This window comes from Vibrio sp. MA40-2, assembly GCF_047302445.1.
Classification (GTDB): Bacteria; Pseudomonadota; Gammaproteobacteria; order Enterobacterales; family Vibrionaceae; genus Vibrio.
The window spans coordinates 1578596-1602345 of sequence record NZ_CP178627.1; the positions used below are offsets into that span (position 1 = coordinate 1578596).

The following is a 23750-nucleotide window of genomic DNA, read 5'->3' on the forward strand; positions in this document are numbered from 1 at the left end:
TCGAGTCGCCTTTTTATCTCAGTGCTATAAAACTAATAAACGACTAACTGAACAAAACAGTAAAATCGCAGGTTGTTAACTTTCAATAGGAAGTTGCATAGTTTTGAGGTTTGAGTCGACTATGAGTGGTGCTTCGGTCGCATTTTGTATTTCTTCAATGGAATATTCGGGTGCAATTTCGGTTATAACCATACCTTGCTCATTGATTTTAAATACTCCCATTTCAGTGACAATAAGGTCTACTTGTCCAACTGCAGTCAGAGGCAAGGTGCATTCTTTTAGTAGTTTTGGCTTGCCTTTAACGGTGTGTTCCATCGCAACGATTACTTTTTTGGCACCAACCACAAGGTCCATAGCACCACCCATACCTGGAACCATTTTCCCAGGGATGATCCAATTAGCTAGATTCCCATGTGCATCAACCTGCAATGCTCCAAGTACTGTGGCGTCAACATGGCCACCGCGAATAATAGCGAAAGAATCGGCGCTATTGAAATAACAAGAACCTGAAATTGCAGTGATATTTTGGCCTCCGGCGTTGACCAAATCTGCATCAACATTGTCATTGTCAGCGAGCTTATCAATTCCGAGTAAACCATTTTCAGCTTGTAGAAGAAGCTCGACATCACTGTTAACTTCGTTTGCAACCAAAGTAGGTAAACCTATACCTAGATTGACAATATCACCATCATTCATTTCTTGAGCGACACGCCAAGCAATTCGGCGGCGGGTTGTATGCTTATCTAATTGAACTGTCATTGTTATTCCTCCACCAAAATATAGTCGACGTAAAGGCTCGGAGTATGGATTGCTTCCGGTTGGATCTCGCCCAATTCCACAATAGATTCCGCTTCTACAACCACGGTTTCAGCTGCAGTTGCCATAAGTGGGTTGAAGTTTTGAGTTGTTTTATTGTAAAAAACATTTCCTCTTTTATCGACGATTGACCCACGAATAAAAGCGAGATCAGCTTTGAGTGGTGTGTCGAGCAGGTAATCTTTTTCATTAACCGTTACGATTTGTTTTGTTTCTGCGACAATAGTACCAAGTCCTGTTGGGGTTAAGACACCTCCTAATCCAGCACCAGCGCAACGAATACGCTCGGCTAATGTGCCTTGAGGAACGAGTTCAACTTCAAGTGTCCCGTCATTCATTTGCTGACCGGTTTCTGGGTTAGTTCCGATGTGAGATGCAAATAATTTTGATACTCGTTTTTCTGCAATTAATCTACTTGCTCCTTTGCCCGGAGATCCTGTATCTGTTGAAATAAGTGTGATGTCTTTGATATCTTTCGAGATAAGTAAATCGATCAGCTTTTCTGGCGCGCCTGTTGCCATAAAACCGCCGATCATAATGGTCATGCCATCATGTAGGAGGTGTTCCAGTTGTTGAGCCGTTGCTGCTTTTTTCATGGTCTTCCCCCTATTAACAACGTTTTAGTAGTACGGCTGTTCCCATGCCACCACCAATACATAGTGATGCTAGGCCATAAGTCGCTTGGGTGCGTTGAAGTTGGTGAATTAATGTTGTTACGATACGGTTGCCAGAGCCACCGATTGGGTGTCCGAGTGCAATTGCACCACCACTTAAATTGCAACGTTCAAGTAACCAGTTTTCGTCTACGCCATGTTGTTCTGTGAGCCCTTTAATTACACCAATAGCTTGAGATGCAAAGGCTTCATTGAGCTCAAATACATCGATATCACTTAATGCGATATCGGCTTTTGTTAGCGTATTAGCAATCGCAGGTATAGGGCCTAACCCCATAACCTCCGGTGACACGCCACCTTGACCATATTCAATCAATTCTGCGAGAGGAGTTAGGTTGTAGCGTTGAACTGTACTTTCAGAAACTAACAAGATGGCTGATGCTCCGTCATTTATTCCAGAGGCGTTACCGGCGGTGACAGTACCTTCTTTATCAAATGCCGGTCTAAGTTTTTGTAACGCCTCTATAGTACAATCTGTTTTTGGATATTCATCTTGATGAACTTCAACGGTTGCACGGCGCCCTACAATAGAAATAGGTGCGATTTCATTTTCAAAGTCACCATTTTGGAGAGCCAAGGTCGCCTTTTTTTGACTTTGAAGCGCAAATTCGTCCTGTTCTTCGCGAGTGATATTGAGTTTCTTAGCGATATTCTCAGCGGTAACACCCATATGATAATTATGGAATGCATCGGTAAGACCATCTTTTATGATGGTATCTTCCATGCTTTGGTGGCCCATTCGATAACCTCTTCGAATTTGTCCACTCGAGGTATAAGCAGCGTTAGACATACTTTCCATACCGCAAGCTAGAACGGCTTCGGCGTCCCCTGAACGGATATGGCTAGCGCCTTCCATAATGGCTTTCATACCACTGCCACAAATCATATTAATGGTATAAGCTGGGACTGAATCTGGTATCCCTGCTTTAATCGCCGCTTGACGACCGGGTCCCATTCCTGTACCGCCAGTTAATACGTTGCCTACGATAACTTCATCAATTTGATCGACGGGAAGTTCTACTTGTTCAAGGGTAGATTTAATGGCATGCACACCAAGCTCAACAGCCGATAAAGATGACAGTGCACCGTTAAAACTGCCGATAGGGGTACGTTTTGCTGCGACGATAAATACACGTTTCATTTCATTTTGCTCCAACTCTGTTTTTCTGTTGGATTTAGTTTAGAGGGCATGATGAAACGACGATATAGACATAAAATCAAAGTCGCTTTGCGTAAATGCAAGGACCAAATTAAACATAGATCACAGATTAATAGGTGATAAAAATATGTGATTTTTACGGATAGTAGTTACTGTCATAGCCTCTTTCCTACGCCAATAATACTTACGTATTTTAAGTTATGTTTGTGTTTGAATGTTGTTATTTTGCAGGAAACTCGTTTCTTAATGAGAGATGTTCTTGGTTTAAACGTTCGCATTCTTTGAGTAGGAACTCTTTAAATTTAGTTGCCACAGGTGACGCACTTTTTAATGAATGATAATAGATATTAAGGCTCCACATACTGGTTTCGTAGTCTTCAAATAATGGTGTTAAGGTGCCATTTGATATTGCATTTTCAGCGACAAAATTAGGTAAATAGGCTATTCCTGCACTATTAAGAGCACTATTTAACAGGAGATCACTGTCATTAACTTCAATCGTTTTTGGAATTTTTAAAATAAGATGGTCTATCCCTTGTCGAAATATCCAGTCATTGCTACCCGTTAAAGTGGTGGCAACTAAACATGAATGATTTTTTAGTTCTTGAGGATGAGAAATAGGAGAGTGGAGTGCTAAATAATCGGGTGATGCAACAACCACAAAAGGGCATTGCATTAATTCTCTTTTAACAAGTAGTAGATCTTTTTCTCGATAACCTTGAAAGTTGGCATTCGCCGTAATCATAATATCACTAGTGCTAGCATGATCTAATCCCCAAGGGGTTACGTTAATATTGAACGTGACCTGTGGGTTTAGTTTTGTGTATTTTGCTACTTGTGCTATTAAAAAATGGTTAGCGTAAACAGGCGTACAAGCAATGTTAATTTGGCCTTTTTCGTGGTCTTGAAAATCTTCTAACTTACGGCTAATACGTTCAGCGTTGTCAACCAAAGGTGAAAATTCTTCATATAATGTTTGACCTGCTTGGGTTGCTTCTAATAGACGATTAGAACGACGACATAACGTAGTACTAAAATGCTGTTCTAAGTCTTGTAACCATCGACTACCCGCAGATACAGAAATATTAAACTTTCTCGCGGCTGATGAAATAGAGCCTGTACGGATAACGTAAACAAAAAAAGCCATTTTATCGAGCATGTGAACCCTTTTTTAATTATTATGTTGTTCTCTATCATACACTCTCGTTGTAAAATAAAAGGTTGAATGAGTTCACCTAATAAAATTTGAATAGTCAGAGATATACACATAGACAAATTGAAATTGCGTTTCTATATTACCGCTTTTTATTGTAAATTGAGAGGTGTTATTTCGTGTGTTTTTAATCGGCCTCACATTCTGATTTTAAATATCAGTTTTATTATTTTAGCTACTTATTCTAGATGCTGTTAGTCGAATGTTTTTATTAAATCACGTAGTGAAAGTCAGCGTATTGTCTCGTTTTTTGTTCTTTTTATGAATATCCCATAGCACTATTTCATCATATCCATCAATACTACGATCAACCTCATTATTGTTAATAGCATGATTAAATGTGATCTTAAGCATGATGCCCCTCTGTTTTGGAAAATAATTTTCATATTTTCTCTATATTTTTGAATGGTTTCTAATGATTTATTGCATTTTTATTTGATTTTTTCAAAATTGAGATCTAAATCAGAAAATATTTTTCATTAAATTGTATGCTACTTCTTAACGAAATAACTCTATTTTAAAAGGAATCATTATGAAATTTGCATTGCATGGTATGTGCTCGCTTCACGGGAATATAATTAGTGATATTCGATTAGCAAAAGAAACAGGCTATACGGGTTTAGAGATCCACACAGAAAAACTATGGCGTTATATCAATGCTGGCCTTACAGCCGAAGCTTTTAAAACTCATATGGATGCTGCGGGTATAGCTCCTTCTGCGATTGATATTATTGGTCACTGTGAAGCTCCAGATAAAGAGATGCAAAAACGTGTTTTCAAAGAAGTTGAGGTATTATCTAAATTTGCTAAAGAAATCGGCTGCCCAACAATTCAATTGAATGCGTTTGAAGCACTTAATGGCTTTTCAAAAGAAGATAATATTCGACTTACTGCACAAAATATTCGCCATATGGCAGATATAGGCGCTGAACATGGTATCCGCTTCCAATATGAGGGGGCAGCATGGTGTCCGATTGCATCGCTGGATGATTATTATCGTTTACATGATGCGGTAGGCCGAGATAACTTTGGCTTTATTTTAGATACATGGCATTTTTGGGCTTGTCGTGGTGCCACACCTGAAGATATGGCGACTATTGATAAAGAGTTAATTTATAATGTGCATATTGCAGATGGCTCTCGTCCGGATGAAGGTCAACCTTGGGTTGATGAGAAAGAGTTACGAGACGTTATTATCGGTGAAGGTGATATTCCATTAAAAGAATGGGTTGACGCTATCAGAAGTACTGGTTATGACGGTTTTTATTCAGGTGAGTTTTTAAATGATCAACTTTGGGAAGCCGATCATTATACGATCGCTGGAGATATGCTCAAAGGCATGAAGGCTTTATTTTAATTCTTGGTTTACCCCTGCTTAATAATGATGTTCTTGGTAAGGCAGAGCACAACTAGTGTTTTGCTTTATCAAGGAAAGCTCCTTATCCTGATGATAGTAACGATTAATCCGAGATCGTACAGAAAGTTCTAATTCTGACTAACAACTAGCATCGGCAATTGTATATTTTCTCCATTACTGTAATTCTTCATTAGTCACACCCATCTAGAGTCAACCACACTGTCGCAATCAAAGCTAATACATGTCATTAAAATATACGTAAGAAACGTTCTTGTTCGCGAAGTACGTTAAATAGCTCGCGAAGCACGTTAAATAGATTGAAGCATGAGATCAAGTAAAGTCTATCTGCTGATTTGATAGTTGATTGTCTCAAGGCTGATTTATGCATACTGAAATTTAATTTATGTAATAAAAATACTAAAAATTAATCTTCTCGCCTTGAATTTTGATAAAAATGTGATTAGAATCACATTTGTCAGGTAATTAAAATACAAAAAAGTGAGAAAATTATGAATTATGATATTAGTGCTATGTATGTTTCGACTCTTATTTTAGATGAAAAATTTAAGAAAATGTCACGCGAAGCCGCTGAAGAAACAGCAGAAAAGCAGTCTATTTTAGCGAGATTTTTCCGCAAACTATGCTTAAGCTAATGGAAAATAATAGCCAACATGCAATAAGATAGAGCCTTGACATTTTGCTTCAAGGCTCTTATTTTTTTTAAAATTTTCGTCAATTTTAGTCTAAATATTGATGGTCTAAATTCCCTCTTTTTATCTGCACTAACCTATGATTTTAGGCAGGTAGAATCTCAGTAATCGCCGCATTATTTAATATTGTTTAGTTTGATATTTACTTAGTACCTCAGTAACTACAACCTTACTGTCGTTTGACTATCAAACAGAGAGCATTTCTCTGCATCAATACTTAAATTTACACTGTCTTGAACGGTGACAACTTGTTCACTTGATATTCGATGAGAAAGTAAGTGCCCAGATGGTAATCGAGTCCACAACAAAGTGTCGGAACCCATTGGCTCACTAAGTTCAACATTACCTTGATGTGAAGAGTGCTTTATATCTTCTAAATCTATTTGGCAAGTTAAATGCTCTGGTCGCACTCCTAATGTTACTTTTTGATTGTTAGTGGTTTTATCTATAAATGGATAGTTTGTAACATCAACTCGTAAATCTCCTGAAACAAAATAGATCATGTTGCTTTCATGTTCTAGTTTTCCTTCAATACAGTTCATAGCAGGGGAGCCTAAAAACGTTGCCACAAACAAATTGGTAGGTTTGTTATACACAGCATGTGGAGTATCTAATTGTTGGATAATTCCGTCTTTCATTACCGCAATACGGTCGGCTAGTGTTAATGCCTCTATTTGATCATGAGTAACGTATATCATGGTAGACGATAATTTTTTATGCAGTTTTTTAATCTCTAACCTTAATTCAGATCGTAATTTTGCATCTAAATTAGATAAAGGTTCATCGAATAGATAAATATCAGCATCTCTTACTAAAGCTCGACCAATAGCAACTCGTTGCCTTTGTCCACCAGATAAAGCCGAAGGTTTGCGGTCAAGATAAGGTTCAAGTTGCAATAACTTAGCTGCCCAAGCAACGGTTTTATCTATAGTCTTTTTATCAACTCCAGCAATGCTGAGTCCGAATGACATATTTTTGTAAACTGTCATGGTTGGATAAAGGGCATAGGACTGAAAAACCATACCGATACCTCTATCTTTTGGATCCAACCATGTTACATCGGTATTATCGAAGTGTATGCTTCCACCACTAGTGTCAATCAGTCCACCAATGGCATTAAGTAAGGTTGATTTTCCACATCCAGAAGGGCCTAACAATACTAAAAACTCACCATCTTTGATTTCTAAATCTAATTGTTTAACAACCTTGGTATTTTCATAACTAATATCAAGTTTATTTATATTAACTACACCCATGATTTATCCTTTTACTGCACCAGAGGCGATGCCTCTAACAAACCAACGCCCAGAGGCAACATATATGACCAGTGGCACTAGCGAAGTTAATATGGTTGCTGCCATATTAACGTTGTACGCACGCTCACCAGTGGTGGTATTTACGATATTATTAAGTTGAACTGTCATTGGAAGGTTGTTGTTGCCTCCAAATACCAGACCAATTAAAAAGTCATTCCAAATATTTGTCACTTGCATGATAACTGCGACAATAATAATGGGGACCGACATAGGGAAAATAATAGAGAAAAATACCTTAAAGAACCCAGCGCCATCGATCCTGGCCGCGTTGAATAACTCCATTGGTAAGCCACTGTAATAATTTCGAAACAGCAAAGTCATTATCGGCATACCAAATATAACGTGAGAAAGCACTACACCACTTAACGTTCCATAAATACCAATACTGGCGTACACACGAATAAGAGGATAGATAAAAACTTGATAGGGAATAAAAGCACCAAGTAACAGGCAAGCAAAAAGTAGGTTTGCTCCTTTAATTTTCCAAAAAGAGAGTGCATATCCATTTATCGCACCAAACATAACGGAAATAATGACACTAGGAATTAATATTTGCACTGAGTTCCAAAAACCAATTTGTAACCCTGTACATTCCAGACCAGTGCACGCACTGCTCCAAGCTATTTTCCATGCATCCATATTGAATTGCTGAGGTAGTGCAAAAATAGAACTGATTCTAATTTCATCCATTTCCTTGAAAGAAGTCACTAACATGACATACAAAGGTAATAAAAAAAACAGAGCAGTAGTAGTTAGAAAGCCATAAATACCAATTCTAGTCCACTTTGCTTTTACGGTTTTTTTTCTGTCTTGTATTCTAATTTCGGTTTTTATTGGGCGCTTATTATTTTTTGAGATTGTTTTATTCATCGTCATTAGCGTCCCTGTTTTTTAATGTAATTTGAATAGATAAATGGTGCAATCAAACAAAGTACTGTCGATAACAACACTGTCGATGCTGCTGTTGCTAGTCCAATGTTGGCTCGTTCAAACAAGTTATCCATTATAAATTTAGCTGGGACTTCACTCGCAATCCCTGGTCCACCCATTGTCATTGCGACTACAACGTCATACATTTTTATAATGCTGATAGAAAGTAATACAACGGTAGTAATAATCATTGGTCGTAACATTGGCAATATGATGCTTACATACACTCGCCAAGTAGGAATCCCATCAATCTTAGTCGCTTTCCACAAATCCTCATCCACTCCTCGTAAACCGGCTAGCAATAGCGCCATAACTAAGCCTGAACCTTGCCAAACTGCTGCTATTACTATGGTATACAACACCATGTCAGGGTTAACTATCCAATCAAATGAAAAAGATTCCCATCCAATATCTTGTATTGTCTTTTGAATACCTAGTTGTGGGTTGAATATCCATTGCCACACTAAACCAGTAACAATAAATGACATCGCATAAGGAAAGAGAAAAACGGTCCTAAAAAAACTCTCTGCTTTGATTTTTTGGTCTATAAAAATGGATAATAAAAATCCTAAAATAAAACATATAGACAAAAAAAGAACGGCGATAATTACTAAGTTTTCTAGTGACATGATCCAGCGAGAGGTTTCAAATAATCGTTCATATTGTGCAAATCCAACAAAGTCACTTTTAGGTAACATTCTCGAGCTACTAAAAGATAATCGAACTGACCAAAACATGGTGCCCATGTAAGCAATAAATACGGTTAGTGCCATGGGGATTACAGCTAAGTACGCGAGTAAGTTTCGCCTCATATGCCGCTTCATTACAACGATATCCATTGTCATTCCTTTCATTCGTATCCTAACGATAGCACCTAGCTTTTCGGCTAGGTGCATAATCGATATTAATTACGTAAAGCTTGCGTGAAAATCCCGACGGCTTTATCAGTCGTCATATTTTTACCGTTCCAGACTTCTGTTACTGCATCTTTTAATGAACCGTATAAGTATTCTTCCATTAGCATAGAACCATCAGGTATTTGACGTTCGACTACCTTAAGAATTTCTGCTCCTTTTTGGGCGCAACTATCCATTGAGGAAACATCTAAATCGGTACGTACAGGAATCGAACCTTTAAGGTTATTAAATGCGATTTGTGTGCTTGGCATTAACATTGTTTCAACCAGTTTATGTTGAGCTTGCATTTGCGTTTTATCATCGGTTTTAGGGAAAACAAATACATCACCACCAACAATGTATAGCGAATCATCGCCTAAGCCAGGGAAACAACCAAAATCCTCATCAACTACTTTTTTGGCTTGAGTAAATTCACCTTTTGCCCAATCGCCCATCACTTGGATCCCTGCTTTATCATTGATTACTAATGATGTTGTATCATTCCAGTTTCGTCCTGGAGAGCCTGAGTCTACATAAGGTTTTAATTTAAGAAAGGTATCAACAACCTGTCTAAACTCGGCTGAATCTAGTGTTTCCTTATCTCGCTTGCCAAGCGCATCTAGATAAAGATCTTTACCACCGACATTACTTAATACAGTGGCAAATAACAGATTTTCTTGCCAACTTTGCCCACCCAATGCTAGTGGTATGTAGCCAGCGATTTTTAACTTATCCAATGTTGAAAATAATTCTTCAGTTGTTTGTGGTTCTTTATCAATGCCCGCTTTTTCAAATGCTTCCTTTGAGTACCAGAACCACCCCGGCATGTGAATATTGACCGGGGCTGCATAAAAATGTCCATTCACTTTAATGGCATCGAGAGTTGGTTGAGGAAGAATTTGATCCCAGTTGTTGGCTTTTGCTACTACATCAATGTTATTCAACATATCTTCCGCAATCATCTCATGGTATTGCTGAGAAGTATTAAATAAGGCAGCAGTAGTAGGTGAGCCTCCAATCATGCGATTGATAGCGGCTGAACGTGCATTAGATCCCCCTGCAATGGCGCTGTCTTTCCAAACTCCGCCTTCTTTTTCATAAGCATTAGCTAATACTTTAATTGCTGCTGATTCTCCACCAGATGTCCACCAGTGCATGACTTCAGCTTCTTCTTTTGCCGCCACTCCGAAAGAAGTAGTAACAAGTGCGATAGCTAACGTTAATTTATTCTTCATCATATGTACCTTTTGTTTTTGTATGTTATATAAGTTGTAGGATACTCAAATATACAAATGGAACCGATTCCATGTATTTATTTATACATCAAAAATATCTAGTTATTCTACTCTAAGTTTTGTCTAATCTTTAGTCTTGTGTTACCGGTCACATTTTGATGATGTTTACGAAATTGAGGTAATTATCACTACAAAAAGGAATAAAAAGACTCTAGAATATGTGTATTACATTGGAAAACGCGCAGATAAAACACAATATGGCAACAATAAAAGATGTAGCAAAATTAGCTGGAGTTGGGGTTGGAACCGTTTCCAGGCATATTTCTGGGAGCCAGTCTGTTTCTGATAAAGCACGAGAGAAAATTGATGCAGCCATGCTCGCCTTACAATACCGTCCAAATAGCATGGCTCGTTCTCTTTCATCAAAAAAATCCAATATTATCGGGCTTTGGGTTCCTTCGTTTTCCGGCTCATTTCACCGCAAAATGCTACAAACAATCGAAAGAGAGCTAAGAAAACGAGATAAGCATATTATTTTGGCTAATGCAGAAGATGCTCATACCGACCAAGAAAGGTTGAAGTGTTTAGATTATCTAATAGAAAGAGATTGTGATGGCATTCTTATGTCGTGCCCTGAATTGTCTATTGTCGAACTGGTTAAAGTTGAATCCAGATACGCTAATATCATTTTTTTAAATCGAGAACTTCCTGATTTGCCCAATAAATCATTCAGCATTGATCATTACTTAGGCGGCCGCTTAGCTGCTGAACATCTGGTCAGTTTAGGGCACACTGCTTTTGCGATAGTAACTGGTCGTATGAATGCACAAGATGCACAAAAGCGCCATCAAGGTTTTATGGATGTGCTTGCTGAAAATAACATCAATATCGATACCGACCTTATCGTTTCGGGAGGGTATAGTTTTGCTCAAGGTCTCGAAGCAACCAAAACTCTAATCGCGAAAAACAAACCATTTACTGCTCTATTTTGCGGTAATGATAACAGCGCAATGGCTGCCATGTCTGAACTCAATGCCAATGGTATTGTTGTGGGAAAAGAGGTTGCAGTTGTCGGTTATGATGACATTGATATTGCTGCTTACACCTCTCCTACAATGACTAGTGTGCATACTCCTTTAGAAGAAGTTTCGCGAAATGCTTGCCATCAATTATTAAATTTATGTTATGGCGAGCAGTTACCTATTCAAACGCATTTTGTTCCACAGCTAAGTATTCGAGAGTCCAGTTAATACTATAAAGCATACCGTTCTGATGAGAATTTGATGCATTATCAACCTTTATAAAAGTGAGCTCTGATGTCAAAGTTTATTGAAAATGGAAAACGATTTTTATTGTCTGACCCCACGTTAGTTCCTAATTCGGCAGGCTATCTTTGGAATAAAAAGATGATGATTCATATGAATTGTCAGGGCTATGCGGTTGCACAGTATATGAACCCTGAACCGCAAAAATACGCTCATGCACCTAACTTAGCTGCCAAAAGTTTTATGCAACCTGAGCAACCTTATTTCGCTCATCATCCTGGCCGTTTCTTCTATGTCAGAGATGATGAAACGGGTGAGTTATTTTCAGCGCCGTTCGCGCCAGTAAAAGGTGAGCTCGATTGCTACCAATATGCGCCCGGGCTTGCTGACATACAGTGGACGGTAGAGAAACTCAATATTCGTGTTCATGTTTATCTCACTTTAAGTGCGACGCATGCTGCGGAACTTTGGACTGTTTCAATAGAAAACCTTTCAGAATGTCAAAGACGAGTGTCTTTGGTTCCTTATTTTCCGGTGGGTTATATGTCTTGGATGAATATGGGCGGTCATTTTGATCATGAGTTAAATGGCATTATTTGCACCTCGATTACTCCATATCAGAAAGTAGAAGATTATTCGAAAAACGCATCACTAAAAGACACTACCTATCTGCTTGCTGACCGAACACCCGATTATTTTGAAATTAGAATGGAAGCGTTCGAAGGGCAGGGAGGGTTACATAATCCAACTGCGTTGCAAAAAGGGAGCAATCTTTCGAATGGTGAATCCAGTTATGAAATGCCGATTTGCGCGATGCAATATTGTTTTTCTCTTTCCTCATTAGCTAGTGAAAAAGTTAATTTGATTTTTGGTCCGGCTTTAAATAGACAAGAAGTTGCAGAAATAAAACAGCTGCATTTTGGCAAGAAGGAGCCAGTATTAGAGACTAAGGTTTACAAAGATTATGTGATGTCAGGCCAAGGTGTTATTGATATAGAAACATCGGACACTAATTTTGATCATTTCGTAAATCACTGGTTGCCTAGACAAGTGTTTTACCATGGTGATACCCACCGTTTAACCACCGATCCTCAAACACGAAACCTACTACAAGACGGTATGGGTATGGCATACATTGACTCAACGGCATGTCGAAAAGTGATACTGACTGCGTTGGCTCAGCAACATTGCAATGGTGAAATGCCTGATGGAATATTGTTAACGCCAGAAGCAGAATTAAAATTCATAAATCAAGTCCCGCACACTGACCATGGCGTCTGGCTCTCGCTAATTTTGCAAGCGTATCTGAATGAAACCAACGACACTCAAATTCTATTTGAAGAAATCGAATGGAAAGATAATAGAGAAAAAAGTAGTGTCCTTGAGCATATGAATCAAGCGATGCGCTTTATGACTCAATCACGAGATTCTCGTGGGTTGCCTTATATCGCGCAAGGAGATTGGTGTGACCCTATGAATATGGTAGGACACAAAGGCAAAGGGGTATCGGGTTGGCTTGCTCAAGCTCTCAGTTATAGTTTACAACTTTGGAGTGAAATCAGTCGACAGCATAACGATCAAGAGACATTATTAGGTTTCTCTAAAACAATTCAAGATCTTAAAGTTGCTGTTAATAAACACCTATGGCAACAAGATTGGTATGCTCGAGGCATTACCGACGACGGTGTTACTTTTGGTATTGCAGAAGATAAAGAAGGTCGAATTTATCTTAATGCACAAAGTTGGGCAATTTTGGCTAATATTTGCGATAAAGACCAACAGCAAACCATGCTGACTGCCGTCGATAAACAGCTTGTTACTCCTTATGGCGTCATGCTGTTAGCACCTGCTTACACTAAAATGCGGGAAGATGTTGGTCGAGTGACACAAAAATGGCCGGGAAGCGCAGAAAATGGTTCGGTATATAATCATGCAGCTGCATTTTACGCCGCGAGTCTTTATAGCATTTCCGAGTCTGATCGAGCTTATGACGTGATTAGAAAAATGTTAAGTGACGGTAATACTTTTGAGCAACGTGGCCAGTTACCTATCTATATCCCCAATTATTATCGCGGCGCATACTACCAGTACCCAAAAACCGCAGGTCGTTCAAGCAACCTATTTAATACGGGGACGGGGGCATGGATATATAGATTGATTATCGAGCAGATGTTCGGCTTAAAAGGTTGTGCACAAGGGCTTGAGATAACCCCCCAACTTCCTTCTCATTGGAATAAAGCACAGGTAATCCGCTTATTTAGAAAAGCGACGTTTAACATTGATTATATCCAGAGTCATGATAACGCTCACATCAGCATTGTAGTTGATGGGCAACCGATAAGTGGCAATGTAATTAAAAATATAGAGGAAGGAAAACAGTACCAAGTGACGATTCACTATCCTTCAACAAACTAATATGTTTACGGAGTCTAGGTAAACCAAAGTAGTATGATGAACGAAGCCGGACAAAACTTACTTCCTTAATCATTCATATTGTAACCTAGGCCTCCGCCATTCCTTCTTGTACAGTTATTATCGTAGGGACTGTCAACCATTTTATCTTGAGTTATAAATAATAAATGCTGATATTTGTTAATTTTATAACTTATTAACTTGCAAAAATTGTTGACAAAAAATCAGTATTTTTATGTACACGTATATACAACTTGTTGATGTGCTCACTTTTGAAAAGCCAGAACAGCATGCTTATATAGTATGTCTCTAATGCGTAAAAGAAAAGCTCTACAGATTGTGTCTAAAACGGATCCAGCTGCCAAATAGGTATAGGTAATAACATCGATTAAATGGTCGAGACCATTTGCATTATGTGAATCGCTCGCACCAGTTTTGCGCCCTATTATGGTGAGTTGAGCGAGAGTAGTGCGTCAATAACAAGATATTCTACGCATACTTTTTATCCACTAATTGTGTTAATAAAAATAAGCTTGGATAAAACCTAGAAACGATCGTACATGTATATATAAGATTGATTCTTGCTGAAATTCAGATAGAACACGGGATAAATTAGCTTAATCTGGATAAAATTTAGTTAAGAGTCGCGAGGTTCTTTTATTTTAGTCCGTTCTCTTATAGCGCTCGTTAGCTGAATAGCATTTAAATTTTGGCGTCAATACTACGTTTCATTTGACATAATGTATAAAAAAAAACCTGCCTTTATATTTATAAATATTCAATATAAACAATAATTTAAAACGTATTTTATCAATACTGTCGATAAAATGAAGCGTTAGCTAGGAGAAGCCTTGTTGTTCAAATTAAATAATGAACACGGGGATGGCATAGAATCTGCTTGCTCATCTATACATATCTATTCAAATAAAATATTTATCACATGGAGAGTCAGATAATGATGTTAAAACACAGTAAAACATTTTGTAAAAGCGTCGCGTTTTCAATAGCACTTGCTTGTTCCTCTAATGCGTTAGCCGCTGGTTTAGGACAGTTAAAAATGGGAATAGAACCTTGGTTAGGTTATGGGCTTTGGCATATAGCGTCTGAAGATAAATTATTTAAAAAGGAAGGATTCGATAAAGTTGATGTGATTAACTTTGCTGAAGATAAAGATATTAATGCCGCCTTAGCGAGTGGTCAAATTGATGCCGCGAATATTGCAACTCATACCGCAATGGGAATGATTTCCGCTGGCTTACCCGTTAAAGTTGTCATGTTGCTTGACCAAAGTGAAACTGCGGATGCATTGATTGTTTCTAGTGATATAACATCATTAGAAGATTTAAAAGGCAAGCGTATCGCGTATGAAGAAGGCACTACTAGTGATATTTTGTTACATAGTGCATTAAGTTCAGTTGGGTTAACTATAGATGATATTAGCCCAATACCTATGCCAGCATCAAATGCCGGTAGTGCTCTTATCGCAGGCCAAGTACCTATTGCCGTTACTTATGAACCTTATTTAACCGTTGCAAAAAAGAACGACTCATCAATAAAAATGTTGTATTCAGGCGCATCTGATCCGGGGCTGATTAGTGATGTACTTGTGGTTCGTCAGTCGGTAATTGATGACAATCCAGAGCAAGTAACCGCATTAATCAATGTCTGGGCTGATTCTCTAAATGAATATAATACTAATACATCTCGAGGACGTGCAATCATTTCCAAAGCAGTTGGCGCGGATCCCAAGGATCTGGAAACGGCTTTCGATGGCGTTAAATACCTCGATGTTGCAGCAAACAAAAGTATGTTAGCAGACGAGTTTAAGAATGAAACCTACCCTCATATTCTCAAAGCAGCGAATGAGGCCAACATTATTTCAACCCAATTAACTTTCAGTCAGGTTATTGATTCTTCATTCATTGAAAAAGAATAAGGATTTTTATGTCTGAAACGAATCTGGAGAGCGAAAGCTCTCCTGTTGAAACTAAGCCAAAGCAGGGTACCGTTTTGAAACGTTCATTTTTAACTATTGGACAAACGCCAAGTAAAACACAAGCAATTGTCATTGGTGTAATGACTTTCTTTGTGCTGTTTTTTGTATGGTGGTTCGTAACCTCAACAGGCAGAGTTAAGCCAATTTTTTTACCAGGTTTAGAACAAGTTGTCACTCGTCTTATTAGTCTAGCCAGCGACGGCACCTTGTTTGAGGATATGCAGAGTAGTCTCTACCGTATTACAATTGCTTTTTTTATTTCCTCAGTAATGTCGATTTTGATTGGTATTCTAGCAGGATGTTATGGAGTGATTAAGGCGATTGTCGAGCCGTTGGTCGATTTTATTCGCTATATGCCAGTGGTTGCTTTTGTACCATTGACCATTCTTTGGACTGGTACCGATGATATTCAGAAATTTTTGGTTATTTGGATCGGCACTTTTTTCCAGCAAGTGCTTATGATGATTGATGCCGTAAAACGAGTTCCAAAAGATTTCATTGGTCTTGGGCGAACTCTAGGAATGAGTGACAGCAAAATTTTGTTAAAAATAGTCTTACCTGCTGCTCTACCCAATATATGGGATGCGTTAAGAATTAGTTTAGGGTGGGCTTGGACTTGGTTAGTACTAGCAGAGCTTGTTGCTTCTACTTCTGGCCTAGGTTACAGAATTGTCGTATCCCAGCGTTATTTTCAAACAGATACTATCATTGGCTACATATTGTTATTAGGTTTATTAGGTTTAATTACTGATCAAATCATGCGTGCCGCTGAGAAGTTCCTTTTCCGATATAACAAACAAGGATAAGTATGTCTTCCTTAACTATAAAGAACCTAGTTAAAAGTTATCCCGGCAAGAAAAAGCAAATGCATACCGTCTTGAATGGTATCGACCTTACCTTAGCCAATAATGAATTTGTTGCTATTGTTGGTGCATCGGGGTGTGGTAAAAGTACCTTACTTTCTATCGCAGCAGGATTAGAAGGTTTTGATTCAGGTGATGTTCTTGTCGATGATAATCCCATTCAAGGACCAGGTATTGATAGAGGTGTCGTATTTCAATCATATACGTTATTACCATGGCTCACCGTACGACAGAATATTGAATTTGCCTTAAAAGCGGCTGGTTATACTGGTGTGGATTGTAAAGAAAGAGCTCAAGAACATATAGAATTGGTTAAATTGAGTCAAGCAGCAGATAAGTTCCCTTCTGAATTATCTGGCGGCATGAAGCAACGTGTTGCTATCGCAAGAGCGTTATCTTATCGACCAAAAATCTTATTGATGGATGAACCTTTTGGTGCTCTGGATGCTATGACTCGTCATCAGATGCAGCAACTGTTACTTGAGGTTTGGGAAAAGCATCGCCTAACGGTTATGTTTGTTACCCATGATATTGAAGAAGCCGTTTATCTTGCTGATCGAGTGGTGATTATGAAGCCTGGTGCAATTGACGACACATTGAATATCGATATACCAAGGCCAAGACCTATTTCTATTACCCGTACCGAAACCTTTGCCAATTTCCAGAAACATATCTATGACAGAATCAGTCAGCCATTAGAAATGGTATAAATTTATAAGGATGTAAAAAATGAATATTTCTTTTTTTGATTTAACTGATAATAAAGAAATCCCACAAGAGTTATTGGCTAGAACGGAATCTGACCTTTCATTCTTTAGCGATAAAGTGACGCCTATTATTGCTAAGGTAAAAGAACAAGGGGATGAAGCACTAATTCAATTTGGTCGTGATTTTGATGGTGTGATCCCTGAACATTTTTCTATCAAAGCAGAAGAAAGTGAATTTGAAGCGGCGTTCAATAATCTTGATCCAGAGATTATTGAAACGATTAAATACTCCGTTGAGAATGTTAGAGTGTTCCATGAAGCACAAAAGCCAGAAGAGATGTGGTTAAAGGAAATGAAACCAGGTGCTTTTGCTGGCGATAGACATGTTCCGATAGATTCGGTTGCTTGTTACGTGCCTCGTGGTAAAGGATCGTTTCCTAGTGTTTTAATTATGACTGCGGTGCCTGCTGTGGTGGCTGGTGTATTACGCCCAGTTGTTATTACTCCTCCGGGTCCAGATGGAAAAGTGGATGATGCCACGTTAGTTGCCGCTCGTTTAGTTGGAATTAAAGAGGTGTATAAGTGTGGTGGAGCACAAGGTGTTGCTGCGGTCGCTTATGGTACTGAATCTGTGCCAAAATGTTTAAAAATTGTTGGCCCTGGCAGTCCTTGGGTTGTGGCAGCGAAAAAACAATTGACTCATCTGCTAGACCCAGGAGTTCCGGCAGGACCTAGTGAGAGTGTGATTCTGGCTGATGAAACGGTTGACGGCAGACTTGCGGCACTTGATCTTCTTATTGAATCCGAGCATGGCCCTGATTCCTCTGCATTCCTAGTGACATCATCTCAGCGAGTTGTTGATGAAGCAATTAAAGCCATTCCGGGATATTGGAAAGAGCTAACGGAGCAAAGAGCCAATTTTTCACAGGCCGTACTTTGTGGAGAACATGGTGGAATTATTTTAACTAAGACCTTTGTCGATGCCATTGAATTTGTTAATCAATATGCTCCGGAGCATCTAGAAATATTAGCGGCAGAACCTATGGCGATAATGACAAAAATTCGCAATGCTGGGGAAATATTGCTGGGTAATTATACGCCAGTCTCTTTAGGTAATTTTGTGTTAGGTCCTAACGCTGTTCTTCCAACAAACTCCGCAGCTAAAACGGCTGGACCGCTATCTGTATTTGATTATATGAAACGAATCTCGATTGGTTATGTAACGAAAGAGGGGTACACCGAACTTGCTGAGAAAGCCAAGTGTTTTGCTGAGTACGAAGGGTTTTCAAGTCATGCCTTGGCGGTCTCAAGTAAACGTACTGATATATTAGGATAATTTATGAATTTACCTGTTCATAAACAGCCATTAGCGGCAGAAGCTCATGCATTAAGTAAACTTGCACAATGGGATGAAGCGCGGGCCAAATTGATGCTTCTTATATCCCAGATAACAGGTGTTGAAGTTAAACAGCTTACCATTAACCGAGATCAATACAGCTTGAATTCGCTGAACGGTATTGTATCGCTCATCGATTCATCGGATTATTTTTTTAAATATCACCACGAAGAGGGAGAAGAACACTCTATCGAGGAATACTATAGAGCTGAGTTACTCAAGCAACATGGTTTTCCAGTTGATGTGCCGGTGTTTGCCTGTAAAGAGCCAGGTCGGCAAATATTGCTGTATACCAAACGAGACGAACAACGCCTTGCTGACGTATGTAGAACGATAGAAATGCAAAAGGACTGGGCAAATATGGCTCCGGTTATCGAAGCTCAAGTTGCTTTTGATAAACTTGTATTAGGAAAAACATTGAACTCGTATCGAGTAGGAACCAAGACACAAGTAAACTCTGAAGCTATTCATCAACTTTTTTATCGCCGATTGGTGGACAAGGTAAACCCTGTAGGATTTGGTGGTAGAGTCGCTAAATTTTACGTAGGTAAAACTTTCGCGCTTGGCAGTGTAGTGCTGGATTGGGATACCTTTGCCAATGCAAAATGGCAGATAAATGGGATTGATTATCCTCACACTATTTTTGAGCTATTTCAGCAAGCTTCAAACGTTCTTGATCCTATCAACTTAGCGAATCATGGTGTCGTAACCGCGCATGGTGATGCGCATAATGCCAATGTGTGGTTCGAACAATCAGATAAGCCAAGTTTGTCTATGTTTGATCCTGCTTTTGCTGGTGAATATATTCCTGCACTTTTATCTGAAATAAAAGCAACGTTTCATAATATATTTGCTCACCCATATTGGCTGTATGAACCAAAAGAAGTGGAGAGTAACTATGATATCAATGTGTATTTTAACGATGAAACATCGACGATTCACATCAATCATAATTGGGATTTAACCCCATTACGTCAGTCATTTTTAGATTCAAAAATGACGCATTATTGGAAGCCACTGATACAGTTTTTGGCCGATAAAAATGCCTTACCTGCTCACTGGAAAGAAATAATTCGATTAGGTTTATTCTGTTGTCCGACCTTGGTTATGAACTTAAGGGCATCTGCAGACAATTCGAATACTGCCTACAGTTCTGCACTTGGTTTTGCGCTTGCGGTAAGTCTAGCAAGTTCCAATGATGCAGGGCTAAGCCATTGGGTAGACTCATTAGAGACACCTTAAAAGAGGGCGTTAATATGAAAGCAGCACGATTGTATGGAATCGGTGATATTCGAATTGAAGATATTTCTGAAGATCCAATTTTTGGTGATAGCGTTAAAATTCGTGTTACCGCAGCAGGTATTTGTGGCTCAGATATACATAATTTTAAAACAGGGCAATGGTTGGCATCTGTGCCTGTTACTCCTGGGCACGAATTTTGTGGCACTGTTATTGAGGTTGGTTGTGACGTTAAGGGTTTTGCTGTTGGAGATCAAGTCGTTGCCGATTCGCGCTCATATTGTGGACATTGTCCTGCATGTCTAGATCAGGCGTTTAACCATTGTGAACATTTAGGATTTGTTGGTGAAGTGTGCAATGGTGGATTTGCCCAATTTGTAACAATATCTCAAACCTCGTTACTTAAAGTACCGATTGAACTTGCTCCTTCTATCGCTGTGCTTAGTGAGCCTTTAGGGGTGGCATTGCGTACCGTTAATCAATTAGCACCAAATAGAGGAGAAAGAATTAAGGTGTTTGGTGGTGGAACAATAGGAGGGTTAACCGCGCTATTACTCCAAGAGTTATATGATTGTGAAATCGATTTGTCAGAGCCAAATGTTGATAGGAAGGCATTGTTACAAAATATAATGAGCCTTACGTCATTCGACCAATATTCGTTTGGCGTTGATGCAACTGGTATCCCTTCTGTTATTAATACTCTAGTTCAAGAGATACGTCCTGCTGGGCGTATTGCTTTAGTTGGTTTGCCGCATTCAAATAAAGAGATTGATATTTTATCTGTTGTCGAGAAAGAACTTCATCTAATTGGATGCAGTGTATTTCAACATGAGCAAATGGAGGTTATTGAACTATTGGAAAAATTAACGCCAAAATTAGAAAAACTCATTTCATTGCCTATTCCAATAGAAGATATTCCTTCAACTTATCAAAGGTTAAGGGACAAACCGGCGCCTTATCTTAAAGCTATTATTTGTCCATAAATTCGAGGTGTATTATGACCAAATCACGTTTCTCTATATCTAATAAGACCGTTGTTGTTACTGGGGCAAGTCGCGGTATTGGTTTCGCTATAGCAAAAGCGTTTGCACAAGAAGGAGCGAATGTGGTGTTAGCTGCTCGTTCTAAAAATCGGCTAGAGAAAGCGATTTGCTTGATTGGGGACGTTTCGGGCAGCATAACGACATTAGAATTAGATGTATCAAACCAAGCCAGTATTGATTCTGCCTTTAGCCAACTCGGCAGTGTAGATGTTCTTGTTAATAATGCGGGCGTAGAACAGGTTTGCTCTTCTATTGATGTAACAGAAGATATTTGGGATAAAGTGGTTGATACCAATCTGAAAGGTGCGTTTTTTTGTGCTCAGGCCGCGGCCAAAAAGATGATCGAAAAAGGAGACGGGGTCATTATTAATTTGTGTTCTCTTACAAGTGAAGTAGGTGTTCCTGGCGCGGTGCCTTATGGTGCATCTAAATCTGGTATTTTAGGTATGACAAGAGCGTTGAGTACCGAATGGGCATCACAAGGGATACGTGTTAATGGCATTGGACCTGGCTATTTTCAGACAGAGATGACCGAGATTTTTTATAACGATAGTGATTGGTGTGAATCTATGTTGGGTAAAATTCCTCAACAAAGGTTTGGTGAACTGGATGACTTGATCGGCAGTGCCATATTTTTAGCTTCTGATGCCTCAAAATATATAACTGGGCAGGTGATATATGTTGATGGTGGATATTTAGCATCCATATAGATTAGCATCGTCTATACAGGTCATCGGGACATTATTTGTTGATGGCGTTCATTTATCTCGTTATCTAAAAGTAAGGTATTGGTACTTTGCTTTTTTTCTGATAGCGACTTCTATAAAAATATCTTGTACTAAATTTGATTTGCTCTTATCATTTGTAATGACTTGTATATACATGTAAGGTTAATTTGTTGCAATGATACAGTCTGAGCCTGATCTCAATCAGTGGTATACAAACATATAACTTGAATTAACAGACGTTACGGAGAACATTGTTCATGTTTGAATTGACAATAAAACCAGGGAAATTAACGCTAGCTGAATTGCGCCACATCAGCCGAGAACAAGTGTCATTAACCTTAGATAAAAATGCAGTGGCAGGTATTGATGCGAGTACACAGGTAGTAAATGATGTAATAGCTGAAGATCGCGCGGTATATGGTATTAACACCGGCTTTGGTTTACTTGCGAATACCCGTATAGCGGCAGAAGACCTTGATCAATTGCAGCGCAGCATTGTGCTGTCGCATGCCGCTGGTATCGGTGAGCTGATGAACGATGCGACTGTTAAGTTAATTATGACATTAAAGGTAAACAGCCTTGCTCGCGGATTCTCCGGCATTCGCTTATCGGTAATTGAAGCGCTTATGACGTTAGTCAACAAGCAAGTGTATCCGTGTATTCCACAAAAAGGCTCGGTTGGTGCGTCGGGCGATCTTGCTCCACTGGCTCATATGAGCGCGATACTTCTTGGTGAAGGTCGAGCACGTTACAAAGGCGAAATTATTTCCGGACAAGCTGCTTTAGCGATTGCTGGCTTAGAGCCAATAACGTTGGCACCCAAAGAAGGTTTAGCGCTACTGAATGGCACGCAGGCATCCACGGCGTTTGCTTTAGAAGGATTATTTTATGCCGAAGATCTGTATGCATCGGCGATTGTTTGTGGATCATTATCGGTAGAAGCGGCCCTTGGCAGCCGTCGTCCATTTGATGACAGAATACACCAAGTTCGTGGACATCAAGGTCAGATAGATGCAGCGACTGCTTATCGTCATTTATTAACTGAGAGTAGCGAATTGAGTTTGTCTCATGTTGATTGTGAGAAAGTTCAAGATCCATATTCGTTACGTTGTCAACCACAGGTGATGGGGGCGTGTTTAGATCAAATTCGTCACTCAGCTGAAACATTGTTAGTCGAAGCAAACTCGGTATCTGATAACCCATTAGTTTTTGCCGCGGAAGACGATATTATTTCAGGCGGAAATTTCCATGCAGAACCCGTCGCGTTTGCTGCTGATAATCTTGCATTGGCGATTGCTGAAATTGGCAGTTTGTCAGAACGTCGTATGGCTTTACTAATTGATAGCAGTTTGAGCAACTTACCGCCATTTTTGGTTAATAATGGTGGTGTAAACTCAGGATTTATGATTGCTCAAGTAACGGCTGCTGCGTTAGCCAGTGAAAATAAAACTTATGCGCATCCTGCTTCAGTTGACAGTTTACCCACTTCGGCTAACCAAGAAGATCACGTTTCAATGGCCACTTTTGCTGCTCGTCGTTTAAAAGATATGTCTGAAAATACCCGTGGAATTTTGGCAGTTGAGTTTTTATCTGCCATACAGGGATTAGATTTTCGAGCTCCTCTTGCCTCATCTGAAGTGTTACAACAAGTCAAAGCTGAGCTTCGAGCAAAAGTACCGTTTTATGATAAAGATCGTTATTTCGCGCTAGATATTGAGAAAGCGAACGACTTATTGGCAGAGGCGGTACATAACAAGCTTATGCCTGAAGGACTGCTACCTAGCTGTTAAAGGGG

21 protein-coding genes are annotated in these 23750 nt (G+C 39.2%); 12 read left to right on the forward strand and 9 right to left on the reverse strand.

Annotated elements, in window-relative coordinates; translation table 11 throughout:
* Nucleotides 1-75: 75 nt before the first annotated feature.
* From ACLKML_RS06935 to ACLKML_RS06955, 5 genes are all read right to left on the reverse strand, one after another.
* Nucleotides 76-759, reverse strand: coding sequence for a 3-oxoacid CoA-transferase subunit B (locus ACLKML_RS06935; protein ID WP_413282983.1), 684 nt, complete (start codon nucleotides 757-759; stop codon nucleotides 76-78).
* 2 nt (nucleotides 760-761) lie between these two features.
* Complete coding sequence (locus tag ACLKML_RS06940; protein ID WP_413282984.1) at nucleotides 762-1412, reverse strand: CoA transferase subunit A; 651 nt, start codon at nucleotides 1410-1412, stop codon at nucleotides 762-764.
* Between the two features lie 13 nt (nucleotides 1413-1425).
* Nucleotides 1426-2631: an acetyl-CoA C-acetyltransferase gene (locus ACLKML_RS06945; protein ID WP_413282985.1), complete on the reverse strand. Its 1206-nt coding sequence runs from the start codon at nucleotides 2629-2631 to the stop codon at nucleotides 1426-1428.
* 238 nt (nucleotides 2632-2869) lie between these two features.
* Nucleotides 2870-3808 carry a LysR family transcriptional regulator gene (locus tag ACLKML_RS06950; protein WP_413282986.1) on the reverse strand — a complete coding sequence of 313 codons (939 nt, stop codon included), beginning with the start codon at nucleotides 3806-3808 and terminating at the stop codon, nucleotides 2870-2872.
* A gap of 270 nt (nucleotides 3809-4078) precedes the next feature.
* Nucleotides 4079-4216 carry a hypothetical protein gene (locus ACLKML_RS06955; RefSeq protein WP_413282987.1) on the reverse strand — a complete coding sequence of 46 codons (138 nt, stop codon included), beginning with the start codon at nucleotides 4214-4216 and terminating at the stop codon, nucleotides 4079-4081.
* 178 nt (nucleotides 4217-4394) lie between these two features.
* Here ACLKML_RS06955 and ACLKML_RS06960 point away from each other — a divergent pair, with 178 nt between their 5' ends.
* Nucleotides 4395-5219 (forward strand): sugar phosphate isomerase/epimerase family protein, encoded by an 825-nt coding sequence (locus ACLKML_RS06960; RefSeq protein WP_413282988.1) that lies wholly within the window; start codon nucleotides 4395-4397, stop codon nucleotides 5217-5219.
* A 509-nt stretch (nucleotides 5220-5728) separates the two neighbouring features.
* On the forward strand, nucleotides 5729-5872 hold the full coding sequence (locus tag ACLKML_RS06965; protein ID WP_413282989.1) for a hypothetical protein: 144 nt from the start codon (nucleotides 5729-5731) through the stop codon (nucleotides 5870-5872).
* Nucleotides 5873-6090: 218 nt separating this feature from the next.
* Here ACLKML_RS06965 and ACLKML_RS06970 read toward each other — a convergent pair whose 3' ends face one another.
* Genes ACLKML_RS06970 through ACLKML_RS06985 form a run of 4 tightly spaced genes read right to left on the reverse strand, consistent with a single transcriptional unit; the run spans nucleotide 6091 to nucleotide 10309 of the window.
* Nucleotides 6091-7185 carry an ABC transporter ATP-binding protein gene (locus tag ACLKML_RS06970; RefSeq protein ID WP_413282990.1) on the reverse strand — a complete coding sequence of 365 codons (1095 nt, stop codon included), beginning with the start codon at nucleotides 7183-7185 and terminating at the stop codon, nucleotides 6091-6093.
* Between the two features lie 3 nt (nucleotides 7186-7188).
* Entirely contained in the window at nucleotides 7189-8115 is a 927-nt protein-coding gene (locus ACLKML_RS06975) for a carbohydrate ABC transporter permease (protein WP_413282991.1), read from the reverse strand.
* Between the two features lie 5 nt (nucleotides 8116-8120).
* Nucleotides 8121-9029, reverse strand: a complete 909-nt coding sequence (locus tag ACLKML_RS06980) for a carbohydrate ABC transporter permease (protein WP_413282992.1) — start codon at nucleotides 9027-9029, stop codon at nucleotides 8121-8123.
* Between the two features lie 50 nt (nucleotides 9030-9079).
* On the reverse strand, nucleotides 9080-10309 hold the full coding sequence (locus ACLKML_RS06985; protein ID WP_413282993.1) for an ABC transporter substrate-binding protein: 1230 nt from the start codon (nucleotides 10307-10309) through the stop codon (nucleotides 9080-9082).
* A gap of 215 nt (nucleotides 10310-10524) precedes the next feature.
* Between ACLKML_RS06985 and ACLKML_RS06990 the strand changes: the two genes are divergently transcribed.
* The 10 genes from ACLKML_RS06990 (at nucleotide 10525) to hutH (ending at nucleotide 23745) form a co-directional block, all read left to right on the forward strand.
* Nucleotides 10525-11556, forward strand: a complete 1032-nt coding sequence (locus tag ACLKML_RS06990; protein WP_413282994.1) for a LacI family DNA-binding transcriptional regulator — start codon at nucleotides 10525-10527, stop codon at nucleotides 11554-11556.
* Between the two features lie 66 nt (nucleotides 11557-11622).
* A complete protein-coding gene (locus tag ACLKML_RS06995; protein WP_413282995.1) occupies nucleotides 11623-13986 on the forward strand; it encodes a GH36-type glycosyl hydrolase domain-containing protein in 2364 nt (787 codons plus the stop codon).
* A gap of 952 nt (nucleotides 13987-14938) precedes the next feature.
* Nucleotides 14939-15919, forward strand: a complete 981-nt coding sequence (locus tag ACLKML_RS07000) for an ABC transporter substrate-binding protein (RefSeq protein WP_413282996.1) — start codon at nucleotides 14939-14941, stop codon at nucleotides 15917-15919.
* 8 nt (nucleotides 15920-15927) lie between these two features.
* Nucleotides 15928-16785 (forward strand): ABC transporter permease, encoded by an 858-nt coding sequence (locus tag ACLKML_RS07005; protein WP_413282997.1) that lies wholly within the window; start codon nucleotides 15928-15930, stop codon nucleotides 16783-16785.
* A 2-nt stretch (nucleotides 16786-16787) separates the two neighbouring features.
* Nucleotides 16788-17552: an ABC transporter ATP-binding protein gene (locus tag ACLKML_RS07010; protein WP_413282998.1), complete on the forward strand. Its 765-nt coding sequence runs from the start codon at nucleotides 16788-16790 to the stop codon at nucleotides 17550-17552.
* Nucleotides 17553-17571: 19 nt separating this feature from the next.
* Nucleotides 17572-18885 (forward strand): histidinol dehydrogenase, encoded by a 1314-nt coding sequence (gene hisD / locus ACLKML_RS07015; protein WP_413282999.1) that lies wholly within the window; start codon nucleotides 17572-17574, stop codon nucleotides 18883-18885.
* Nucleotides 18886-18888: 3 nt separating this feature from the next.
* Entirely contained in the window at nucleotides 18889-20187 is a 1299-nt protein-coding gene (locus ACLKML_RS07020) for a hypothetical protein (protein ID WP_413283000.1), read from the forward strand.
* A 14-nt stretch (nucleotides 20188-20201) separates the two neighbouring features.
* Entirely contained in the window at nucleotides 20202-21167 is a 966-nt protein-coding gene (locus ACLKML_RS07025; protein ID WP_413283001.1) for a zinc-dependent alcohol dehydrogenase, read from the forward strand.
* A gap of 14 nt (nucleotides 21168-21181) precedes the next feature.
* The gene (locus ACLKML_RS07030; protein ID WP_413283002.1) at nucleotides 21182-21937 is read left to right on the forward strand and encodes an SDR family NAD(P)-dependent oxidoreductase; all 756 of its coding nucleotides are present in this window, start codon (nucleotides 21182-21184) and stop codon (nucleotides 21935-21937) included.
* Nucleotides 21938-22212: 275 nt separating this feature from the next.
* Nucleotides 22213-23745 (forward strand): histidine ammonia-lyase, encoded by a 1533-nt coding sequence (gene hutH / locus ACLKML_RS07035; RefSeq protein ID WP_413283003.1) that lies wholly within the window; start codon nucleotides 22213-22215, stop codon nucleotides 23743-23745.
* The last annotated feature ends 5 nt before the right edge of the window (nucleotides 23746-23750 follow it).

Excerpts from the sequence above, each read along its gene's own strand:
- ACLKML_RS06985 (WP_413282993.1), bottom strand. The coding sequence starts at position 10,309 with ATGATGAAGAATAAATTAACGTTAGCTATCGCACTTGTTACTACTTCT.
- ACLKML_RS07010 (WP_413282998.1), top strand. The coding sequence starts at position 16,788 with ATGTCTTCCTTAACTATAAAGAACCTAGTTAAAAGTTATCCCGGCAAG.
- ACLKML_RS06980 (WP_413282992.1), bottom strand. The coding sequence starts at position 9,029 with ATGAAAGGAATGACAATGGATATCGTTGTAATGAAGCGGCATATGAGG.
- ACLKML_RS06940 (WP_413282984.1), bottom strand. The coding sequence starts at position 1,412 with ATGAAAAAAGCAGCAACGGCTCAACAACTGGAACACCTCCTACATGAT.
- ACLKML_RS07000 (WP_413282996.1), top strand. The coding sequence starts at position 14,939 with ATGATGTTAAAACACAGTAAAACATTTTGTAAAAGCGTCGCGTTTTCA.
- ACLKML_RS06950 (WP_413282986.1), bottom strand. The coding sequence starts at position 3,808 with ATGCTCGATAAAATGGCTTTTTTTGTTTACGTTATCCGTACAGGCTCT.
- ACLKML_RS06990 (WP_413282994.1), top strand. The coding sequence starts at position 10,525 with ATGTGTATTACATTGGAAAACGCGCAGATAAAACACAATATGGCAACA.
- ACLKML_RS06960 (WP_413282988.1), top strand. The coding sequence starts at position 4,395 with ATGAAATTTGCATTGCATGGTATGTGCTCGCTTCACGGGAATATAATT.
- ACLKML_RS07005 (WP_413282997.1), top strand. The coding sequence starts at position 15,928 with ATGTCTGAAACGAATCTGGAGAGCGAAAGCTCTCCTGTTGAAACTAAG.
- ACLKML_RS06995 (WP_413282995.1), top strand. The coding sequence starts at position 11,623 with ATGTCAAAGTTTATTGAAAATGGAAAACGATTTTTATTGTCTGACCCC.
- ACLKML_RS06970 (WP_413282990.1), bottom strand. The coding sequence starts at position 7,185 with ATGGGTGTAGTTAATATAAATAAACTTGATATTAGTTATGAAAATACC.
- ACLKML_RS07030 (WP_413283002.1), top strand. The coding sequence starts at position 21,182 with ATGACCAAATCACGTTTCTCTATATCTAATAAGACCGTTGTTGTTACT.
- ACLKML_RS06945 (WP_413282985.1), bottom strand. The coding sequence starts at position 2,631 with ATGAAACGTGTATTTATCGTCGCAGCAAAACGTACCCCTATCGGCAGT.
- ACLKML_RS07025 (WP_413283001.1), top strand. The coding sequence starts at position 20,202 with ATGAAAGCAGCACGATTGTATGGAATCGGTGATATTCGAATTGAAGAT.
- hisD (WP_413282999.1), top strand. The coding sequence starts at position 17,572 with ATGAATATTTCTTTTTTTGATTTAACTGATAATAAAGAAATCCCACAA.
- ACLKML_RS06975 (WP_413282991.1), bottom strand. The coding sequence starts at position 8,115 with ATGAATAAAACAATCTCAAAAAATAATAAGCGCCCAATAAAAACCGAA.
- ACLKML_RS06935 (WP_413282983.1), bottom strand. The coding sequence starts at position 759 with ATGACAGTTCAATTAGATAAGCATACAACCCGCCGCCGAATTGCTTGG.
- ACLKML_RS06955 (WP_413282987.1), bottom strand. The coding sequence starts at position 4,216 with ATGCTTAAGATCACATTTAATCATGCTATTAACAATAATGAGGTTGAT.
- ACLKML_RS07020 (WP_413283000.1), top strand. The coding sequence starts at position 18,889 with ATGAATTTACCTGTTCATAAACAGCCATTAGCGGCAGAAGCTCATGCA.
- hutH (WP_413283003.1), top strand. The coding sequence starts at position 22,213 with ATGTTTGAATTGACAATAAAACCAGGGAAATTAACGCTAGCTGAATTG.
- ACLKML_RS06965 (WP_413282989.1), top strand. The coding sequence starts at position 5,729 with ATGAATTATGATATTAGTGCTATGTATGTTTCGACTCTTATTTTAGAT.